Origin of the sequence: Clostridium nigeriense (assembly GCF_050585245.1) — a bacterium.
Classification (GTDB): Bacteria; Bacillota; Clostridia; order Clostridiales; family Clostridiaceae; genus Clostridium; species Clostridium nigeriense_A.
The window spans coordinates 118784-139072 of record NZ_JBNOOF010000006.1 but is presented as its reverse complement, the minus strand read 5'-3'; the positions used below and the strand labels follow the sequence as shown (position 1 = coordinate 139072).

At 26.4% G+C, this 20289-nt stretch carries 20 protein-coding genes and 1 other annotated feature; of the genes, 15 read left to right on the top strand and 5 right to left on the bottom strand.

Annotated features, from left to right (window positions below; all coding sequences use genetic code 11):
- Window positions 1–281: 281 nt before the first annotated feature.
- The 5 genes from ACQPUY_RS11090 (at window position 282) to ACQPUY_RS11070 (ending at window position 4820) form a co-directional block, all read left to right on the top strand.
- Window positions 282–470, top strand: a complete 189-nt coding sequence (locus ACQPUY_RS11090) for a DUF4250 domain-containing protein (protein WP_430841289.1) — start codon at window positions 282–284, stop codon at window positions 468–470.
- Between the two features lie 22 nt (window positions 471–492).
- The gene (locus ACQPUY_RS11085; RefSeq protein ID WP_430841288.1) at window positions 493–618 is read left to right on the top strand and encodes a hypothetical protein; all 126 of its coding nucleotides are present in this window, start codon (window positions 493–495) and stop codon (window positions 616–618) included.
- Between the two features lie 50 nt (window positions 619–668).
- Window positions 669–2408 (top strand): sensor domain-containing protein, encoded by a 1740-nt coding sequence (locus ACQPUY_RS11080; protein ID WP_430841287.1) that lies wholly within the window; start codon window positions 669–671, stop codon window positions 2406–2408.
- Window positions 2409–2536: 128 nt separating this feature from the next.
- Entirely contained in the window at window positions 2537–3907 is a 1371-nt protein-coding gene (locus ACQPUY_RS11075) for an MATE family efflux transporter (RefSeq protein WP_430841286.1), read from the top strand.
- A gap of 38 nt (window positions 3908–3945) precedes the next feature.
- Window positions 3946–4178 (top strand) — a binding site (T-box leader).
- Window positions 4179–4289: 111 nt separating this feature from the next.
- Window positions 4290–4820, top strand: coding sequence for a tryptophan transporter (locus tag ACQPUY_RS11070; RefSeq protein ID WP_430841285.1), 531 nt, complete (start codon window positions 4290–4292; stop codon window positions 4818–4820).
- A gap of 109 nt (window positions 4821–4929) precedes the next feature.
- Here ACQPUY_RS11070 and ACQPUY_RS11065 read toward each other — a convergent pair whose 3' ends face one another.
- Window positions 4930–5643 carry a polysaccharide deacetylase family protein gene (locus ACQPUY_RS11065; RefSeq protein WP_430841284.1) on the bottom strand — a complete coding sequence of 238 codons (714 nt, stop codon included), beginning with the start codon at window positions 5641–5643 and terminating at the stop codon, window positions 4930–4932.
- Window positions 5644–5934: 291 nt separating this feature from the next.
- Here ACQPUY_RS11065 and ACQPUY_RS11060 point away from each other — a divergent pair, with 291 nt between their 5' ends.
- From ACQPUY_RS11060 to ACQPUY_RS11050, 3 genes are all read left to right on the top strand, one after another.
- The gene (locus tag ACQPUY_RS11060) at window positions 5935–6201 is read left to right on the top strand and encodes a GGDEF domain-containing protein (protein WP_430841394.1); all 267 of its coding nucleotides are present in this window, start codon (window positions 5935–5937) and stop codon (window positions 6199–6201) included.
- 262 nt (window positions 6202–6463) lie between these two features.
- Window positions 6464–7342: a calcium-binding protein gene (locus ACQPUY_RS11055; protein ID WP_430841283.1), complete on the top strand. Its 879-nt coding sequence runs from the start codon at window positions 6464–6466 to the stop codon at window positions 7340–7342.
- A 135-nt stretch (window positions 7343–7477) separates the two neighbouring features.
- Window positions 7478–7942 (top strand): dUTP diphosphatase, encoded by a 465-nt coding sequence (locus tag ACQPUY_RS11050; protein ID WP_430841282.1) that lies wholly within the window; start codon window positions 7478–7480, stop codon window positions 7940–7942.
- 154 nt (window positions 7943–8096) lie between these two features.
- Here the strand turns inward: ACQPUY_RS11050 and abc-f are convergent, their stop codons facing one another.
- Together abc-f and ACQPUY_RS11040 are read right to left on the bottom strand one after the other, a co-directional pair.
- Window positions 8097–10013 carry a ribosomal protection-like ABC-F family protein gene (gene abc-f / locus ACQPUY_RS11045; RefSeq protein ID WP_430841281.1) on the bottom strand — a complete coding sequence of 639 codons (1917 nt, stop codon included), beginning with the start codon at window positions 10011–10013 and terminating at the stop codon, window positions 8097–8099.
- A 176-nt stretch (window positions 10014–10189) separates the two neighbouring features.
- A complete protein-coding gene (locus ACQPUY_RS11040) occupies window positions 10190–11407 on the bottom strand; it encodes a 6-phosphofructokinase (protein ID WP_430841280.1) in 1218 nt (405 codons plus the stop codon).
- A gap of 188 nt (window positions 11408–11595) precedes the next feature.
- Here ACQPUY_RS11040 and ACQPUY_RS11035 point away from each other — a divergent pair, with 188 nt between their 5' ends.
- Window positions 11596–12150: a manganese efflux pump MntP family protein gene (locus ACQPUY_RS11035; RefSeq protein ID WP_430841279.1), complete on the top strand. Its 555-nt coding sequence runs from the start codon at window positions 11596–11598 to the stop codon at window positions 12148–12150.
- Window positions 12151–12212: 62 nt separating this feature from the next.
- Entirely contained in the window at window positions 12213–12626 is a 414-nt protein-coding gene (locus ACQPUY_RS11030) for a Fur family transcriptional regulator (RefSeq protein WP_430841278.1), read from the top strand.
- A 106-nt stretch (window positions 12627–12732) separates the two neighbouring features.
- Here the strand turns inward: ACQPUY_RS11030 and ACQPUY_RS11025 are convergent, their stop codons facing one another.
- Both ACQPUY_RS11025 and ACQPUY_RS11020 read right to left on the bottom strand, forming a co-directional pair.
- Window positions 12733–13527 (bottom strand): metal ABC transporter permease, encoded by a 795-nt coding sequence (locus tag ACQPUY_RS11025; RefSeq protein ID WP_430841277.1) that lies wholly within the window; start codon window positions 13525–13527, stop codon window positions 12733–12735.
- Window positions 13528–13550: 23 nt separating this feature from the next.
- Window positions 13551–14210 (bottom strand): metal ABC transporter ATP-binding protein, encoded by a 660-nt coding sequence (locus tag ACQPUY_RS11020; RefSeq protein WP_430841276.1) that lies wholly within the window; start codon window positions 14208–14210, stop codon window positions 13551–13553.
- Window positions 14211–14499: 289 nt separating this feature from the next.
- Between ACQPUY_RS11020 and ACQPUY_RS11015 the strand changes: the two genes are divergently transcribed.
- The 5 genes from ACQPUY_RS11015 (at window position 14500) to gdhA (ending at window position 20201) form a co-directional block, all read left to right on the top strand.
- The gene (locus ACQPUY_RS11015) at window positions 14500–14898 is read left to right on the top strand and encodes a DUF6762 family protein (protein WP_430841275.1); all 399 of its coding nucleotides are present in this window, start codon (window positions 14500–14502) and stop codon (window positions 14896–14898) included.
- 30 nt (window positions 14899–14928) lie between these two features.
- Window positions 14929–16731 carry an oligoendopeptidase F gene (pepF, locus tag ACQPUY_RS11010; RefSeq protein WP_430841274.1) on the top strand — a complete coding sequence of 601 codons (1803 nt, stop codon included), beginning with the start codon at window positions 14929–14931 and terminating at the stop codon, window positions 16729–16731.
- A gap of 80 nt (window positions 16732–16811) precedes the next feature.
- Window positions 16812–17792 carry a rhomboid family intramembrane serine protease gene (locus tag ACQPUY_RS11005; protein ID WP_430841273.1) on the top strand — a complete coding sequence of 327 codons (981 nt, stop codon included), beginning with the start codon at window positions 16812–16814 and terminating at the stop codon, window positions 17790–17792.
- 83 nt (window positions 17793–17875) lie between these two features.
- The gene (locus ACQPUY_RS11000; protein WP_430841272.1) at window positions 17876–18499 is read left to right on the top strand and encodes a hypothetical protein; all 624 of its coding nucleotides are present in this window, start codon (window positions 17876–17878) and stop codon (window positions 18497–18499) included.
- 355 nt (window positions 18500–18854) lie between these two features.
- Entirely contained in the window at window positions 18855–20201 is a 1347-nt protein-coding gene (gene gdhA / locus ACQPUY_RS10995) for an NADP-specific glutamate dehydrogenase (protein WP_430841271.1), read from the top strand.
- Window positions 20202–20289: the final 88 nt, after the last annotated feature.

The following is a 20289-nucleotide window of genomic DNA, read 5'->3' as shown; positions in this document are numbered from 1 at the left end:
AATGGTATAGCGGAGGTGATTTTATGGCTAAGAAAGATCAACAAGCATATTGGGAAAAAAAGAGATATAAGTCTCCTAAAAAAAGCGAAGCTTCTAAAGTACCAGAAGTAAAATAAATAATTTTGTGATTAAAAGCTGCTTAGAAGAGATATCTTTTAAGCAGTTTTTTCTTAGTATTTAAATTTTAGCACTTTATAGAATATTATACTTTTTTTATTAAAAAATATATGTTATATTTTATTTAAGATTTAAAGTTATAATTATGCAAAAGGAGAGTAATTATGGATAATGAACAATTTAAATCTATGGACCCTAATATTTTATTAAGCATAGTAAACATGAAGCTTAGAGATTTTTACTCTAACTTAAATTCTTTATGCGATGATATTGATATTAATGAAGAAGAACTAAAAGAAAAGTTAAGTTCAATAGGATATAAATACGACGAAAATATAAATCAATTTAAATAAGTATTTGGGAGGAAGATAGTTTATGAAAATTAAAAAACTTGGTAAATTAGCAGTTGTAGTAGCAGCAGGTGCGGCTTTAGTTGCAACATTAATAAATGATAATAAGGAAAATTCTAAAAAGAAAGTAAAGTTAGAGGATGAAAAATAATAATTATTTTTAAAATTAACTTTGAAAAGGACTATAGGTATGATTAAAAAATGAATAATTATAAAGATATTAGTTCCTTTAACAAATATGATAAAGAATTTTTCAATATAAATAAAAATGAAGAATTTTTATTAAAATTAAAGAAATCTTTTATAAAGTCCATAAAGGGACTATTTATTTATGCAGATAAGGAAAAAGATTTAGTAATATTTTATGGGAACAACAGAGACGTACTAGGATATGATGATGAATTTATAATAATGACCTTTGATGAAGTTAAAAAATATATCCATAAGGATTATATAGATACTTTAGTTCAAGATTTAAGACGAAACACTGAGGAATTTGAAATTAAGTTAGTTAATAATTTTGAAGAAGAACATTGGGTTAGTGTAAAGGGATTTTCAAAGCTAGATAGTGAAGGAAAGCTATTAAAATTTGAAGGGTATATACATAATATAACTAATGAAAAAGAGGCTACATTAATACTAGAATATGTTTCTTCTTATGATGAAGTTACGGGACTTAATAATAAAAAACATTTTAAGAATATTACAGAAAAAATATTAAAAAGCCTTAGTATATTAGAGAGTAGAGGCGTATTAATTCTTGTTAATATAGATAATTTTAGATTTATTAATGATACTTATGGGCATAATTGTGGAGATATTTTTCTTAAAAAGTTTTCAGATGATTTAAAGAAGTTATTTAATTTTAATGAGGTATTATGCAGGTTTGCTGGAGATGAATTTTTATTATTTATTCCTTATATAGATAATTTAAAAGATATTAAGGATATTATTAAGAAGATTAAGGGAATATTAAAGTCTCCATACAACATAAATGGTAAGAAAATATTCACATCAGCAAGTATTGGAATAACATTTTTTCCAGATGATGGAGAAAGTTTTGAAGTTTTACTTAAAAATGCAGATGTAGCAATGTATCGGGCGAAAAGTAATGGAAAAAACCAATGGCAAATGTTTAATAGTAATATATCTAGAGAGATAAATAGGATATATTCAATTCAAAGAGGCCTTAGAACAGCTTTAGATAATAATGAAATGTTTGTGGTGTTTCAGCCTAAAATTACGTTAAGAGACGATGAAGTTAATGGATTTGAAGCATTATTAAGGTGGAAAAGTTGCGAAATAGGGGTTGTAAGTCCAGGTGAATTTATTCCAGTTGCAGAAAGTACACGATTAATAATACCTATAGGAAAGTTTGTATTAAGAGAAGTCTTTAAAAAAGTTAAATATTTGATATTACAGGGTTATGATGATTTTAAAATAGCAGTTAATTTATCAGAAATTCAACTAAGAGAAGGAGATTTTGTGGAATATTTAAATTTATTAATTGATGAGTTTGATGTTTCACCAAGGTACATAGAAATAGAAATTACTGAAAGTATGATAATGAAATCAGTAGATAGAAATATTGAATATTTATTAGAATTAAAGAAGTTAGGGGCATCTATTGCTTTAGATGACTTTGGTACAGGATATTCATCATTTAATCATTTGACAAAGCTTCCTATTGATGTTTTAAAGTTAGATAGAAGTTTTATTGTTGATATGATAGATAATCATAAAAGTAGGTATGTTATTGAAAATATGATTCTGTTATCTCATAAATTAGGTATAACTGTCGTAGCAGAAGGTGTAGAAGATAAAGAACAAGTTGAATATTTAAAAAGCATAGAATGTGATGCTATACAAGGTTACTATTATAGTAAGCCTGAAGATTTTGAAAATGTTATAAATATGTTGAATAAATATAATAACAACTAAGAAAAGTTATAGATAGGTTTAAGATAAAATTAAAATAAAGTTTGCAGATACTGACCAGTACTGTAGACTTTAATTTTTCGTGTCTTTAAAATCTATTGATATATATTTTTATTAATTTAGGGGGATTTATGAAGAAATCAGTAAATTTAGTTTCAGGAAATATATCAAGTACTTTATTTAAATTATCACTTCCAATTTTAGGCACTTCCTTTATTCAAATGGCATATAACATGATAGATATGATTTGGGTAGGAAGAATTGGTAGTGATGCAGTAGCGGCTGTTGGAACAGCTGGATTTTTTACATGGTTTGGTAGTGCATTAGTTTTTATATCTAAAATTGGAGCTGAAATTGGCGTTTCTCAATCTATAGGTAAAAAAGACATAAAAGAAAAAAATAAATATATTTATAATAGTTTAATTATTAATATTATGATAGCTATTATTTATACAATAATTTTAATAATATTTAGGAAGCCACTTATAGGATTTTTTAAATTAGGAAATCCTGAAATAGTAGAAATGGGCATTAATTTTTTAGTTATAGTATCTATTGGCATGATATTTAGTTTTTTAAATCCTTTATTTACAGGTATATTTAATGCATCGGGTAGTAGTAAAATTCCATTTTTAATAAATGCTATTGGATTAATTTTTAATATGGTTTTTGATCCAATATTAATATTTGGATTATTTGGTTTTCCTAGATTAGGGGTTGAAGGAGCAGCTTTAGCTACTATAAGTGCTCAAGCAATAGTTACAGTAATTTTTATAGCATCTTTTATTAAAAATGGATATAGCATAAGTTTGAAAAATAAAAAATACATAGATAAAGATATAATTTTGAAAATTTGTAAGCTTGGAATACCAACTGCCGTTCAAAATTGTGGATTTTCATTTTTTGCAATGATACTAGGAAGAGTAGTATCTTCATATGGAGCTGTTGCTATAGCTGTACAAAAAGTAGGTTCACAAATTGAAGCTATATCTTGGATGACAGCAGAAGGATTTGCAGCAGCTTTGACAGCTTTTGTTGGTCAAAATTATGGGGCCAATAGATGGGATAGAATTTTAAAAGGTTATAAATTTACTATGATAATGGCTTGCACTATTGGAATATTTTCCACTATTTTATTAGTTTTTGCTGGTAAAGGTATATTTTCTATATTTATTCCAGAAACTGATGCTATATCAGCAGGAGCTATTTATCTTAGAATATTAGGATATTCACAATTTTTTATGTGTATTGAAATAACTACTGCTGGAGCTTTTTCAGGATTAGGTAATACAGTTACTCCATCTTGGGTTAGTATAATACTTACAGGACTTAGAATACCAATTGCTTTAATATTAAGTGGAATGACTACTTTAGAATTAAATGGAGTTTGGTGGAGTATTAGTGGTACAAGTATAGTGAAAGGAATATTATTATTAACATTGTTTATCTTTATGGTTATAATACCTAATAGGAAAAAATTCCAAATGGGTATTGACATTTAATAGTGAAGATAATATTATATTAGTAAGTAAAATATATACTAATTCCTTTGACGAGGGAGAGTAACTATTATGTAAGGTTTAAGAGAGCTGAAGGTGGTGTGATTTCAGTACTGTAGCAAATAGTGAATGGGCCTCTGAGGTGTGATACGAAATTTATTAAAGTAGTTGAACCGTATGTCCCACGATATAGGGAATAGGGTATGTTAGTACCTGAAGAGAGAGGCTTATTTTAAGCAATTTAGGTGGCAACGCGGATAATACCGTCCTATACATTTTGTATAGGACGTTTTTTTATTTTAAAACAAATGTAAGGAGCTGGTAATTATGTTATGAAGTAGAGGCGATAATAGGTATTAAAAATAAAATAAAAAGGAGAATTATTATGGAAAAAAATATGAATGTTAAAAAAATGATACTGAATGCAATATTAATAGCAATAGGAGCTTTATTACATCAAATAACACCAGCCCTAGGATTACCGATGCAACCAGATTTTTCATTATCAATGTTATTTATAATTATATTAATTAATGGAAATTATAAGACAACATTAATTTCAAGTATAATTATAGGAATTTTCGCTGCTTTAACTACAAAATTTCCAGGTGGACAACTACCGAATATTATTGACAAGATAATAACAGGACATGTTATATATTTTTTATTTAAAGCTATAGGAAGTAGAGTAAGTGATAATATTAAAATTTTAATTGCTCTAAGCATTGGAAGTATAGTAAGTGGATTCTTATTTTTGGGATCAGCAAGTATATTAGTAGGTCTTCCAGGAAGTTTTACAGCTTTAGTAACTGTTGTTGTATTACCAGCAGCATTTATGAATGTGATACTTGGAAGTATATTATATAAAGCAATAAGAGTTTCATTAAAAGCATCAGGAGTTTTAGTTGTAAAATAGTAAGATATAGATTTTCTTTATTAATATATTTTAAAGGTATAGATTTTAAATTTTATAATTAAATCTATACCTTATTTTTAATGTTATTCGTAAAGAGAGATATATAAAATTATTTTTTTATAACTTTATATATTTCTGGAGTTGACTCATCTATAGTTTTAAATTCATATCCGTTATCTTTATAATATTTAATTATAGAAGGTAGCGCTTTAGCAGAGGTTTTGTTTATAAAATTACAGTGCATTAAAATTACAACATTATCATCTGCTTTACAGGCTTTTCTTATTATAGTCTCAGGAGCAGATTTATAATTTGCACCATCACCACTATCTAAAGTCCAATCATAAATTTTGAAATTATTTTTGTGTAGAATATTAACTAATTCTTCAGTTAATTTATAACTCATATTGTTACATCCAAAAGGAAATCTTAAAATATTATATTTTTCACCTGTAACTTTATAAATAGCTTCTTGTCCTTTAATCATCTCATTTAAAAAGTTGTCATTATTACAGTAAAGTTTACCTCTATCATGAGAATAACTATGAAGACCAATACTATGACCTTCATTTTTCATTCTTAATAATATATCTTCCTGTCCTTCAATTTGTGATCCTATTACAAAAAAGGTAGCATGAACATTTTCTTTTTTTAATGTATCTAAAACATCAGTTGTTACTTTTCCACCAGGACCATCATCAAAGGTAATGTAAACAACTTTATTTTTGGTAGATTCAGAAGATGTGTCTTCATTTTCATTTAGAGCAAAAACATTATATGTAGGTATTAAAGTACATATAAGTAGTAGTAACAGGATTTTCAAAAAAATTCGTGATTTAATTTTAATCACCTCCCAAATTTAGTTAACAATATTAGTATTCCTAAAATTTTATAAAATAAAATACTTATTAACTGGAAAATGATTTTTTAGTTTTCGTAAATACATTTATAGGTATAATATCTTGTTAATATATGGAAAATAATAAGGTGTAATTATTTAACTATATTAAGAGGATAGTGATGGTAAGGATGAATAGAGAGAGTTGTAAAATAAATTTTAGGTTTTTTATCATGATTGTAGAGGATATGTTTATTAATGAAGAATTTTTAAAATATTACTAATAGAAAAGAAAAAAAGATAGAAATTAATTACTTATCAATTAAAGACAAAGTAATAGAAATTTCTAATAGAAGATACTTTATTAAGGAAGTTAATAAAATAATAGAAAATATAAGTTATAAAGTAGCATTTATTTTTATTAATTTAGATAGCTTTAAGTATGTAAATAATACTTATTTACAGGATTCTGATGATAAGTTATTATGTGAATTTTCAAGAATAATAATTAATATGAATATAGAAGATTCGTTTTTTAGCTAGATATAGTGGAAATAAATTTATATTAGTCAAATATTGAATAACTGGTAAAAAAACAAGTTACTGATTTAGTAGATAATATTATTAAAAAGCTTAGTAATCCAATTATAATTAATAATAAGGAAATATTTATTTTACTAAGTATAGGTGTAAGATGATTATTAAAAATTTTAAAAATTAAATTTTCAATTTTTTTATTTTTAATTAATCACAAAGTATATATAGAAATCATATTATGTAACTATATTGTGCTTTGGAGGTTATAATGAAAATAGTAATTGATGATCAATATCAAAATGATGAGAATAAACAATATACTGTAGATGAAAATGGCAATGTAAATCTATTTATTAGCGTTGGTGATGAAGTAGGTAATGAAAGCACTATAAATGAAGATGTTAATGTAAATAGTAATAACATAGAATATAATGAAAAAGAAAAATTTATAGAAAATGATTTAGATGAATTTCAAGAAAATATAGTAGTAGAGAATAATGGTGTAGAAGAAGGTAATTTAATAGGAAGTGAAGTCGAAGATAATATTGTTGATAGTAGTACAATAAATACTGAGAATCCATGGGAAGAAGAAAAGTTCTCAAGAAATTATCATAGTATATATGCTGAGATAGAGAACAATTTAGAAGAAAAATATTCGTCTAATAATAAATTAGAAGAAAATTATGTGGCTAATGATAGTGTAGAAGAAGAATATACTGATACGTCTAATAAAGAAAGTAATAAAAAAATTAATAATGAGTATTTTAGTGAAAATGAAGCTAATAATTTTTATAATGAAAAAAGGGAATCTTCTAATAAAGAAGTAATTGAAGAAAGGGGAACTATTGAAGTTTTTTCAAAGCTTGGAGGTAAAGAGGGAGTAGAACTAAAGGGTGCTAGAATAAATTTATATCTATTAAATGGAGTATCTCCTAAACTATATGACTCAAAGTTTACTGACAGTTTAGGTAAAGTAACTTTTGATAATCTGCCTAATGCATGCTATAGAATTATTTCCATAGTAGATAGAAGATTTTTTGAAAAACCTATTTATTATAACTGGAATGAAGTTATAATTGATAAAAATAACAAAAACTCAACTGTGTTAGTAGTTAATAAGATTAAAGCAGCTTATTATAGAAGATAAATTCTAGATTATTTATAATTTAAAAATAAAGCTTATAGTTATTTTATATTTTTTAAAGTAGCTGTAAGCTTTATTTTTCTTAACTATTACTATAAAATAATATAGATAATATATAAATGAAGGGGAGATATACATATGAAGATTAGGATAAAATACTTTGAAGGTGCTACTAAGTTAATGAAAATTTCAAAAGGAAATTGGATTGATGTTTATGCTAATAAGGATGTTTTTGTAAGAGTTGGAGAAGGTGCAATGATACCCCTTGGATTTGCTTTAGAGCTACCAAAAGGATGGGAAGGACATTTGGCGCCTAGAAGTTCTACATTTAAAACTTGGAAGGTAATTACTAGTAATTCAATTGGAGTAATTGATGATTCTTATATAGGTGATAATGATCAATGGCATATGCCTGTTTTTTGTCTTCAATGTAAGGATAAAGAAATTATTAATGACGTAGAAGAAGATGGAACATGGATTAGAAAAGGTGATAAGATTGGGCAGTTTAGAATAATGGAAGTAATGCCTGAAATAGAATTTGAAGAAGTTGAATCTTTTGGTAATGCTGATAGAGGTGGCTTTGGTTCAACAGGAAGCAAATAAAAAATGGGAAATTAATAATGTAAAATGAAAAATTAATGAAAAAACTCCCTAAGGAGTTTTTTTCATTAAAGTAGTTTTATTAATTTGGCTGTCTTTATGCGACAGCTACTTAAATTTTTATTTTTCATTGAGCTATGAAATTGATAGATAAATTTTATGCCAGTAGTTCCCATTCTTCATAAAGGGAAGTAATTTTCTCTTCTAAATATTTTATTTCTTTACTAACTCTTTCGCTTTCATTTGGGTTGGAATAGATTTCTTCAAGACAAAGTTGTTCTTGAAGAGAAAGAAGGGTCTCTTCGCTTTTAGCTATATCTTCTTCTATTTTTTTTACTCTAAGCTTTTGAGCTTTTTCTTCTTTTTCTTGTTCTCTTTTTTTCTTTTTTTCTTCCTTAAGCTGAGTTTTAGTTTTACCATTAGCCAGTTCTTCAAGAACTTCAAATCTATTTGGATTAATTTTCTTTTCTTGATAATAGCTATAATTTCCTAAGAATTCTTTAACACCATTTTCTTGAAGTTCAAGTATTCTATTAATAACTTTATTTAAGAAATATCTATCGTGAGAAATAACCATTAATGTTCCATCATAAGTTAATAGTGCATCTTCTAAGGCTTCCCTAGACATTATATCTAAATGGTTAGTAGGTTCGTCTAATAACAATAAGTTGGATCTAGAAAGCATTAATTTTAATAAATTTATTCTACATTTTTCGCCTCCACTTAAAGTATTGATAACCTTGAAAACATCATCTCCGCTAAACAAGAAAGAAGCAAGAACTCCTCTTAATTTAGAAGTTGTCAATGTTGGAAACTCGTCCCAAACTTCATCTATTATAGTTTTATCTAAATTTAAGTCAGATTGTTCTTGATCATAATAACCGACATTTACATTTGTACCGAGAAGAACTTTCCCTGAGTCTGCTTTAATAGTATTTAAAATTATCTTAAATAATGTAGTTTTACCTCTACCATTTTCACCTATTAAAGCAACTTTCTCACCTCTTTTAAGATCTAAGTTAAGATTAGAGAATAATTTGTTTTCACCATAACTCTTAGCAAGATTTTCTATATGAAGAACATCATGACCGCTTTTTACTGAGGCTTCAAATTTAATTTTAGAAGCATCTTTTTCCTTATCAGGAGCATCGATTTTTTCCATTCTTTCTAAGGCTTTTTCTCTACTTTCAGCAGCTCTTATACTTTTTTCTCTATTAAAGCTTCTAAATTTTTCAATTATTGCTTCTTGTCTTTTTATCTCAGCTTGTTGTAAGTTATAAGCTTTAAGCTGAGCTTCATAATTTTTCTTTCTTTGATCAATAAATTTAGTATAAGGTACATTGTAACAATTAACATGACCATTAATTACTTCAAAAGTATTATTAGTTACTGAATCTAAGAAAAATCTATCGTGGGAAATTACAAGTACAGTTCCCTTATAACTTTTAAGATATTCCTCAAGCCATTCAATAGCTTCTAAATCTAAGTGGTTAGTAGGTTCATCTAATAAAATAATATCAGGATTTTTTAATAATAGCTTACAAAGAGATACTCTAGTTTTTTGACCACCACTTAATGTATGTATCACTTTATCAAAATCATCTTCTAAGAAGCCAAGACCTTTTAATACTCTAGAAATTTCACCTTTATATGTATAACCACCTTTATTAGAATAAAGATCTTGAAGAGTTGTATAATCTTTAATAACTTTTTCATGATAAGCAGCATTATTTTCATCATAAGGCTCAGCCATTTTAACCTCTAAAGTATGAAGTTTGTTTTCAATTTCTAAAAGATCTTTAAATACTAAATTCATTTCATTATATATTGTATTTTCTAAATCTAAATTTACATGTTGAGATAGGTATCCAATTGTTCTATTTTTATCTATAAATATTTCACCATCATCTTGAGTGATTTCTTTAGATATTATTTTAAATAATGTAGATTTTCCTTCACCGTTACCTCCAATAATACCAACCTTATCTCCTTCATTTATAGAAAAAGTAACATTTTTTAATACTTCTTGTATCCCATAGCTTTTCGATATATCTTTACAACTTAAAACTACCATTTTTTCCTCCAATAATAAAAAAGTGATAAATATATAAACTTAATTACTTAATTTCAAAATTAACAATTTTATTATACTCTAAGGTTATAGCCTACGCAAATTAAGAAATAAATAAAAATCATAGTAATGGTAATAATTAAAAAATGGAGCTATCAAAAGACAGCTCCATTTTTCAATTATTTTGAAATAGCTTTGAATTTTGGTAAATGATTATCTATTACTAATGAAGGAGTTCCTGATATTAAAGGTAAGAAATATTCTAAAGCTTCTTCTTTTATATGATTTCCTCTTTCATTTATTAAATCTTTAGGAAAGTATTTAACATTATTGGCTATTTTATCTGCTTCTATAAGAATATGAGAAGCTTTATATGGGAAGCTTGACTCTCTTTTTATAGCTACCATATAACCACTATTTCCTTCTAAAGCAAATTTTAAAGCAGAGTATCCTACATCAAAGGCTTCTTGTAAATCTAAATCTGAAGCGCAGTGAATAGCACATCGTTGTAAAACACCAAGTTCTAAGGATTTAACTCTATTAGTTATACCTGAATTAATTATTAAGTTTTTAAGATAAGCTCCAACTCCACCTAGCTGAGCATGACCAAATTTATCGTGAGCTTGACTTTTAACTTCTGTTATAAATGTACCTTCAGCATTTCTAATTCCTTCAGAAACGACAATAAATACTTTATTATTTTTTTCAAATCTTTCTCTAATATCTAAAAGAAAGTCTTCTATATTAAAAGCAACTTCAGGTAGATATATGAAATCTGCAATAGGTTGTCCATTTATTCTAGCCATGCAAGCAGAAGCTGCTAGCCATCCAGTATCTCTTCCCATAGTTTCTAATATAAAAATACCATTGTTTATGTAAACTGATGAATCTAAATAAGTTTCAAGAGCAGTAGTTGCAATAAACTTCGCTGCGCTTCCAAAACCAGGAGTATGATCTGTAAACATTAAATCATTATCTATAGTTTTAGGAATTCCTATAAACTTTATATCAATACCAGTTTTTTTAGCATATTTGCCTAATTTAGCAATAGTATCCATGGAGTCATTTCCACCAACATAGAAAAAGGCATTTATATCATTAGCTTTTAAAATATCTAAAAGCTTGTCATATTCTTCAGTAGACTCTTCTAAATTTTTCATTTTATATCTACAAGAACCTAGACCAGAAGATGGTGTATATCTAAAAGTGTTTATTTCACTATCAGAAAAAGAAGATAAGTCTACAATATTTCCATTTAAAATTCCTTCTATTCCGTTTAAACCTGCATATACTTTATTAAAGGCTTTGATATCCTTATTTGCATGTATTAAACCTACTACACTTGAATTAATTACTGATGTTGGACCTCCAGATTGTGCTATTATACAATTTGCCATTGAGTTACTCTCCTTTATAAAAAAATACAAAATGTGATATACTATTCCGAATATCATATACTCTATTTAATAATATACAATAAAAATAAATTTAATAAAAGTACTTATTCAAAAAAATAATACATAAATACTACACTTTATAATTATATATAGATCATAATTATATATTTTGGAGGATTTTCTATAAGATGGAATTGAGAGATGTTATTTTAATAGGAGTAGCTATGTCAATGGATGCTCTTGGTCTTAGTATTAGTTTGGGTATAAATCCATATTTAGTTAAGAAAAATAAAATTAGATTTATAATTTCCTTTGCCTTTTTTCAATTTTTATTTATTTTCTTAGGTGGAATAGTTGGTAGATTTTTTGATACATATGTAGTGTCAATTCCTAATATGATAGGAGGATTTATTATTTCATTAATAGGATTTGTAATGATAATTTCAGCTTTTAAAAATGATAATAAGGATGATTCAATATTAATAAATAAATCTATGTATGTAATATTAGGGATGTCTGTTAGTGTTGATGCATTAGTAGTTGGATTTACTGCTTTCCATGAAGTGAGTTCTATTGCTTTATTTATAAATTCAATATTAGTTGGTCTAATTACATTGTTTTTATGTACAACAGGGTTTTTCTTATGTAGATATGCAAGAAAAGTAGATTTTATATGTAAATATGCAGATCTTTTAGGAGGGATAATATTATTGATACTAGGACTAGAAATGATATTTTTTTAATATTTATTAACTAGTATAATAGTGATATAATTAAATAAAGATTATAACGTTAGGAGAAGAAAATGATCTGGAAAAATTATTTAAAAGAAAATGGAATTAGGGTAACAGCAGGTAGAATTTCAATTTTAAATATAATAGAAACATCAGATAAGGGACTTTCCGCAGAAAATATATATATTGAGTGTAAGAATCAAAGAAATAATTTAAATCTTAGTACTATTTACAGGACTTTAGATTTATTAGAAGAAAAAGATGTAATAAAAAAAATAAATATTGATGGTCCATCCATATATATACTAAAAAAGGAAAGTCATAAGCATGTCTTACAATGTGATGTTTGTCATAAATGCGTTGAGATACCATGTCCAATGGAAGAAATAGAAGAAGCTATTAAAGCTGAGGTAGGTTTCAGTTTAACTAAACATAAACTAGAGTTAAATGGAATTTGTGATGAATGTAAAAGAAATAAGAAATAGATGAAAATAGGATAAATATTATCTAAAATCGACTTGTATTTATTAAATGTCGTAAGTAAGATAATATTTATCCTATTTTACTTTAGAAAATTATATAAACTTTAAATTATTTCTTTAAAAATCTATCAAATATAATTACTATTATTAAAGTGAAAACTGAAGTAATAGCAATTGTACCACCAGGAGCACTATTTATATAATATGATAATATTAATCCAACCATAATATCAATTATTCCAAAACATATTGATGAGAATAGTGTGACTTTAAAACCTTTCTTTAATTGCATCGCTGTAGCAACTGGAACTATCATGATTGAAGAAATTACCAGTATACCCATAACTTGTATAGACATTGAAATAGTCGCACCAACTAATATTGTAAACATATAGTTTATTAGTTTTACTTTTATACCAGAGGTTTTAGCGCCTTCTTCATCAAAAGTAATATATATAAGTTTATTATATAAGAATATTAAAGTAACTAAGCAAATTAATCCTACTATTAATATTAAAAAGATATCTTCAGTAGATACTGTTAGTATGCTACCAAATAAAAATGAATTAACTTTTGCAGAAGCTTTACCACTACTAATTAATATAATCGCTATACCTAAACTAAAGGTTAATACAAGGGACATAACTAATTCTGCATATTTTTTATAATAATTTCTTAGTAATTCTATAATAATTGCGCATATAGTAGTAAATAAAAAAGCGGTTATTAATGGATTAATTCCAATAACTAATCCTATAGCAACTCCGGCCAAAGATGAATGAGATAAAGTATCTCCAATCATGGAATAACGTCTAAGTACTAAAAAAAGTCCTATGAAGGGACATAAGATGGATATAATAAAGCCTGCTATAAATGCATTTTGCATAAAATCTAACTGAAACATATAATCTAACCTTCCTAAATAAATTAATTATTAAAACTTTTTCTTCTAAATTCTTCAAATTCTTCTACTGTAAATAATTTTACGCTAGCATTCTCAATTTTTAAAATATGAGTTGAATTTTTTAAAGCAATATCTAAATTATGTTCTATTGAAATTATTGTTTTTTTATCTTTTTGATTTAATTTTTGTAAAATATCATATATTTCCCTTTGATTTCCTTCATCAACTCCAGTAGAAGGCTCATCTAGAATAATTATATCTGGATTACCCATTAAGGCACGTGCAATTAAAACTCGTTGTTGTTGTCCACCAGATAACATACCTAAAAGTCTATCTTTATATTCAATCATGTTAACAGCTTTTAGAGCTGAGTCTATATTAATAGTTTTATCTTTTAAGGTTTTTTTGTGACATGACAAAACTTCTTTAACTGTTATTGGAAATTGTGAGTTAAAGGAGTCTAGTCTTTGTGGAACATAAGCTATATCCTTAGAATTAACTTCAATACTTCCAGATGTAGGTTTTAATAAACCTAAAATTAATTTTATTAACGTAGTTTTACAGCTACCATTTTCACCTACAATAGATAGGTAAATTCCTTTAGGTAAATTTAAGTTAATATCATTAAGTAAATATGGCTGCTTATTTGTATATGAAAAACATAGGTTCTTTATATCAATCATTAAAAATCATCTCCTAAATAGTCTAGAATAATTATATATGATAATGCAAATGATTTGCAAGAATTACTTTTTATAAAATATTTTCTTTACTTTTCAAGTAGACTCTGTAAATTGTATTTATCTATAAAGTTTAGATATAATAAGTAAATATAAATAGTCAACTTATTAATAGTTTTAACTAAATAATAATTTTTAAGACATGGATTAAATACATATATTGCTATATAATATAAATAAAATATATAATATATAGTAGAAAAACAAAAGTAAAAGTTTTGGAGGAAGATAAATGGATTTTTCAAGTTTAGTTTTAATGGAAAAAGATAAGGAGACAGGATTTATAACTAAAGAACTTGGAAGTTTTCAAGTTTCAGAAGGAGCATTATTTGTTAAGAAGCTTTTCGTATTAAATGGAGAGGTTAATTTATTTTTTGATACAAATAAAGATGTAGAAGAATGGGAATACTCAGCTATATATGATTTATTTAATTATGAAGCCTTCGTAAAGGAAGAATTTGAGATAGAAGATGTATTAGATGAATACAATCCTACATTTTTAATAAAATTTAACTATGTAGATGATTATGAATTTATGAAGGAAAGATTAACAAGATGCGTAGAAATAATTGAATCTTCAATGGAAGAAGTATTTAACGCTATTGAAGGAAAGGAAGAAGAATATAATTAGAGAGGAGGGCCTATTAATTAGGCGCGAATAATGAGTGATTTAAAGGTATTGAAAAAAAGAGAAGAAATTGATGACAGGTACAAGTGGAAGATTGATAAAATATTTGCTACTGATGGAGAATGGGAGGAAGCTTTTAAAAAATTACAAAAAGAAGCACCTTCTCTTAAGAAGTTTGAAGGAAAGTTAAATAATGAAGAAAATATAAAAGCATTTTTAGATAAGTATGTGGAACTTGGAATTTTAGCAGAAACTATATATGTTTATGCACATTTAAAATGCGATGAGGATACATCTAATTCTAAATATCAAACTATGATGAATAAAGTGGATGCATATATGGCTGAATATGCATCTTATACAGCATATTTTGTTCCTGAAATTTTATCTCAAGATGAGGAATTAATAAGAAATATTATAATTAATACAGAAAGCTTAAAATTATATAAGTTTATGTTTGAAGGAATATTAAAAGAAAAGCCTCATATATTAAGTAAGGCTGAAGAAGAACTTTTAGCATCTGTTTCAGATTGTTTAGAAGCACCATCTGCTATTCATAATATGTTATCTAATGCTGATATGAAATTTGGAAATATCATAGATGAGGATGGAGAAGAGGTTGAATTAACTGAAGGAAACTATTCTGCTTTTATTAAAAGTAAGAATAGAAAAGTTAGAAGAGATGCTTTTGAAACTTTGTTTAATAGATATAAGGATTTAGAAAATACTTTTGCAACTACATTAAGTAGTTCAATTAAGAATTTTAATTTTGGTGCTAAAGTAAGAAAGTATAGTTCTGCTCTTGAAGCATCATTAAAACCAAATGATATTCCTGTTGAAGTATATAAAAATGCAGTTAAAACTATAGATGAAAATTTAAAATCTCTTCATAGATATGTATCATTAAAGAAAAAATTATTAGGATTAGATGAAATGCATATGTATGATTTATATGTTCCAGTTATTGAAATACCTAAGGAACATATTGAATTTGATAAGGCTGTAAAAATGGTTATAGAAGGTTTAAATCCCCTTGGAAATGAATATTTAGATATTTTTAAATCTGGAGTTGAAGAAGGTTGGATAGATATTTATCAAAATAAAGGTAAAAGAGGTGGAGCTTATTCTTGGGGAGGTTATGAAACCTTACCATATGTGCTTTTAAACTATAATTATGAACTGAATGATGTTTCAACATTAGCACATGAAATGGGACACTCTATACATTCATACTATTCAAGAAAAGAACAACCATATATTTATGCTGGATATACATTGTTCTGTGCAGAAGTAGCTTCAACTACTAATGAAGCATTACTTATTCATCACTTAATCAATAAAGAAGAGGATAAGAGGAAAAAGCTTTATTTAATAAATCAAGAACTAGAGCAAATAAGAACTACTGTATTTAGACAACTTATGTTTGCTGAATTTGAACTTTATACTCATGAATCTTTAGAAAAGGGAATTCCTTTAACAGCAGAAGATTATAATAAGGCATGGCATGAATTAAATGTTAAGTACTTTGGACCAGAAATGGTAGTAGATAATGAAATAGATATTGAATGGGCAAGAATACCACATTTCTATTCAGATTTTTATGTTTATCAATATGCTACTGGTTATGCGGCTGCATCTGCTTTTGCAAAAGCAATATTAGATGGGGAAGAAAACGCTGTTCCTAAGTATATAGATTTCTTAAAGAGTGGTGGAAGTGATTATCCAATTGATATATTAAAGAAGGCTGGAGTTGATATGACTACTTCAAAACCTTTAGAAGCCACTATAGAAAGATTTAATGAATTATTAGATATGCTAGATAAGGAAATTAATTAATAGAAGAGTTACAAAATGGGGTATTGCATAACTATATTATGCAATAGCCCTATTAATTTTTATTGCTAGGGGGATAATTTTTGGAAAAGTTTGAAAAAGTATTTTTTAATATATTAACGAAAGAAATGAAATTTTTTATGAGAAATTATTATAGTAATTATCATAGAAAAGATAAATGGCTAGGTCTTTTAGATATAGATAAGGCATATGTAGCAGTACTAGTGGTTAAGGATTCTGAAGAAGAAATTTCATATAATGAAGTTAAGGAGTATTTATCTAATTCTTTAGATAAACCATTTATAATTAATTTAGTGGTTTTGGCTTCAGAAGATTATTTAAGCTATGGAGAAAGTTATTACAATAAATTAGTCTTTTCATTAAGAGATAGAAAAGTTATTTATTGTAGTGACGGCTCTAGGGCATTTATACCAGTAATAGATTATATGTTAAAAGTAGATAATAAAAAGTCAATTAATGTTAAAGACTTTAAATTTACATACAGTATTATAATATTAAATATAGTTATTTATTTAATAGAAGTAATAAAAGCAAGAAGTTTAATAGATATAGATTTATACACATTAGTTGAAATAGGTGCTAAAGTTAATGTACTGATAAATCACGGAGAATTCTATAGATTAATTACAGCTGCATTTCTACATGGTGGATTAATTCATATATTTTTTAATATGAGCGCTCTTAATATTATAGGAAAAGAGGTAGAAATGGTGTATGGTGGTAAAAAGTTTTTACTAATTTACTTCGTATCTGCATTAGGAGGAAATATATTTAGTTATTTATTTAGTCCAAAGAGCATATCGGTTGGAGCTTCTGGAGCTATATTTGGATTATTGGGAGCAATGCTAGTATTTGGATTGAAGGAAAGACATAGAATAGGGAAAAATTATGCTAAAAATATATTAGAAACTATAGGATTAAATGTAATTATAGGTTTAACTATATCTAATATAGATAATTTTGCACATTTTGGGGGATTAGTTTTAGGTGCTATTATGGGATTTATTCTATTTAATAAAAAAACATTAAAAGTTAAGAATTAGTAAACAATTAATAGGAAAAAATAATAAAGATAATATTTTGATATAATAGTGATGTTAAGTTTATTAGTTGTAGGAGTGATTTTGTGAAAAATAAGAATATTAATAAGGAGTTTATAGTTGTAGCAATATTTACATTAGTTTTAGTTATTACGTCAATTTATGATCTTTTTGCTAGAGATGGGGAAAAATTATTTAGAATAGGATTAACATTTATTACTATAGTACTTACATATTTATTATATAAAAAAAGTTTTCTTAAAGGATCAAAAATTATTTATTATATAAACATAATTTTTATAATTTTATCAATGTATTTAGCAAGTATTTGGAATTTTTATTCCATTCCGAATTATGATAAGTTTTTACATCTTTTATCAGGGGCAGTGATTGCTATAATTGGATATGTATTATTCTTATATTTAACAACAGGTAATTCAAGAAAAGAAATAAATTCATTAATGCCAATGATATTTGTAATTCTTTTTGCAACGGCAGCAGCTGGAGTATGGGAGATTTGGGAATTTACAACGGACTCAATATTTGGACTAACAGCTCAAAATAATAGTTTAGCAGACACTATGTGGGATATAATATGTGGGACAGTAGTGGGAATAATAACTTCGATTCCTATATATCTTCATAGTAAGGGTAAAAAAATAAAGATCATTGATATGATAATTGAAGATATTGAAAGAAATAAAAAGTAAAATTTTAGGCGGAGATATAATTTCCTTACTTTAGTTATGAAGTGCTTCTATTAATTTTGAGATGACTTGGAACCTAGAAATAAAATAAAAATTCATAATTCCAAAGAATGAGGGATTATTATCTTGAGTCTTTAGAAGTAAATATGTTGTGTTAGGGAGAGTTGGAGCTTGAGACGAGCAACTAATATAACATATTTACTTCTTTTTTTTTATTTTTTTTATTTGAAATTTTATACAAAAAGAGATATAATTTTAAATAATTAATAATTTTTCACAATATTTTAGAGAAATATATCAACAAAATAACTTATATTGTATTATATAGTTATTATTTAAAATTAAAGGGGTGGCAGCGTTGTCAGGAAGAGAATATGTTAACAAAGTAATTAGTGAAGTAGAAAAAAGAAATCTAGGTGAAAAGGAATTTTTAGATGCAGTAACAGAAGTGTTAAATTCATTAGTTCCAGTATTTGATAAGCATCCTGAGTACATAAAAGAGGGGATTTTAGAAAGATTAGTAGAACCTGAAAGGCAAATATTTTTTAGAGTTCCTTGGATAGATGACAAAGGAAATGTACAAGTTAACAGAGGATTTAGGGTTCAATTCAATAGTGCAATAGGACCTTATAAAGGAGGTCTTAGACTTCATCCATCAGTAAATCAAAGCATAATAAAATTTTTAGGTTTTGAACAAACTTTTAAAAATTCACTAACTGGTTTACCAATTGGTGGTGGTAAAGGAGGTTCGGACTTTGATCCAAAAGGAAAATCTGATAGAGAAGTTATGAGATTTTGTCAAAGCTTTATGTCCGAATTATATAAGCATATAGGTTTAGACACTGATGTTCCAGCAGGAGATATTGGAGTTGGTGCTAGAGAAATCGGATATTTATATGGTTATTATAAAAAAATTAAAAATGCTAATGATCAAGGGGTATTAACAGGAAAGGGATTAACTTACGGTGGTAGCTTAGGAAGAACAGAAGCAACTGGGTATGGATTAGTGTATTTTACCGAAGAAATGTTAAATGATAATAATACAAGCTTTGAAGATAAAAAAGTTGTTATTTCTGGATCAGGAAATGTTGCAATTTATGCTTGTAAGAAGGCAACAGAATTAGGTGCTAAAGTTGTAGCGTTAAGTGATTCAAATGGATATATATATGATGAAAATGGAATTAATTTAGATGTAGTTAAGGAAATAAAAGAAGTTAGAAGAGGAAGAATTAAAGAATATTTAGATAAAGTTCCAACTGCTAAATATGTAGAAGGATGCAGAAAAATTTGGGAAATAAAGTGTGATATAGCTTTACCTTGTGCTACTCAAGGAGAATTAGATATTGAGTCTGCTAAAATATTAATTAAAAATGGAGTTAAAGTAGTTTCAGAAGGCGCTAATATGCCAACAACATTAGATGCTATAGAAGAATTACAAAAATCAGGAGTTATGTTTGGCCCAGCAAAAGCAGCTAATGCGGGTGGAGTTGCATGTTCAGCTCTTGAAATGTCTCAAAATAGTATGAGATTATCTTGGACATTCGAAGAAGTAGATGAAAAACTTAAAGAGATTATGGTTAATATTTACAAAAATTCTAAAAATGCTGCTGAGGAATATGGTAATCCAGGAAATATATTAATGGGAGCAAATATTTCAGGTTTTGTTAAAGTTGCAGAAGCAATGATGGCTCAAGGGATAGTTTAATTTTATAAACCATTTAAATAGAAACTCATGTTTTGAGTTTAGAATAGAGACTTTTTATATTAAAACTTTGATTTTAGCATAAAAAGTC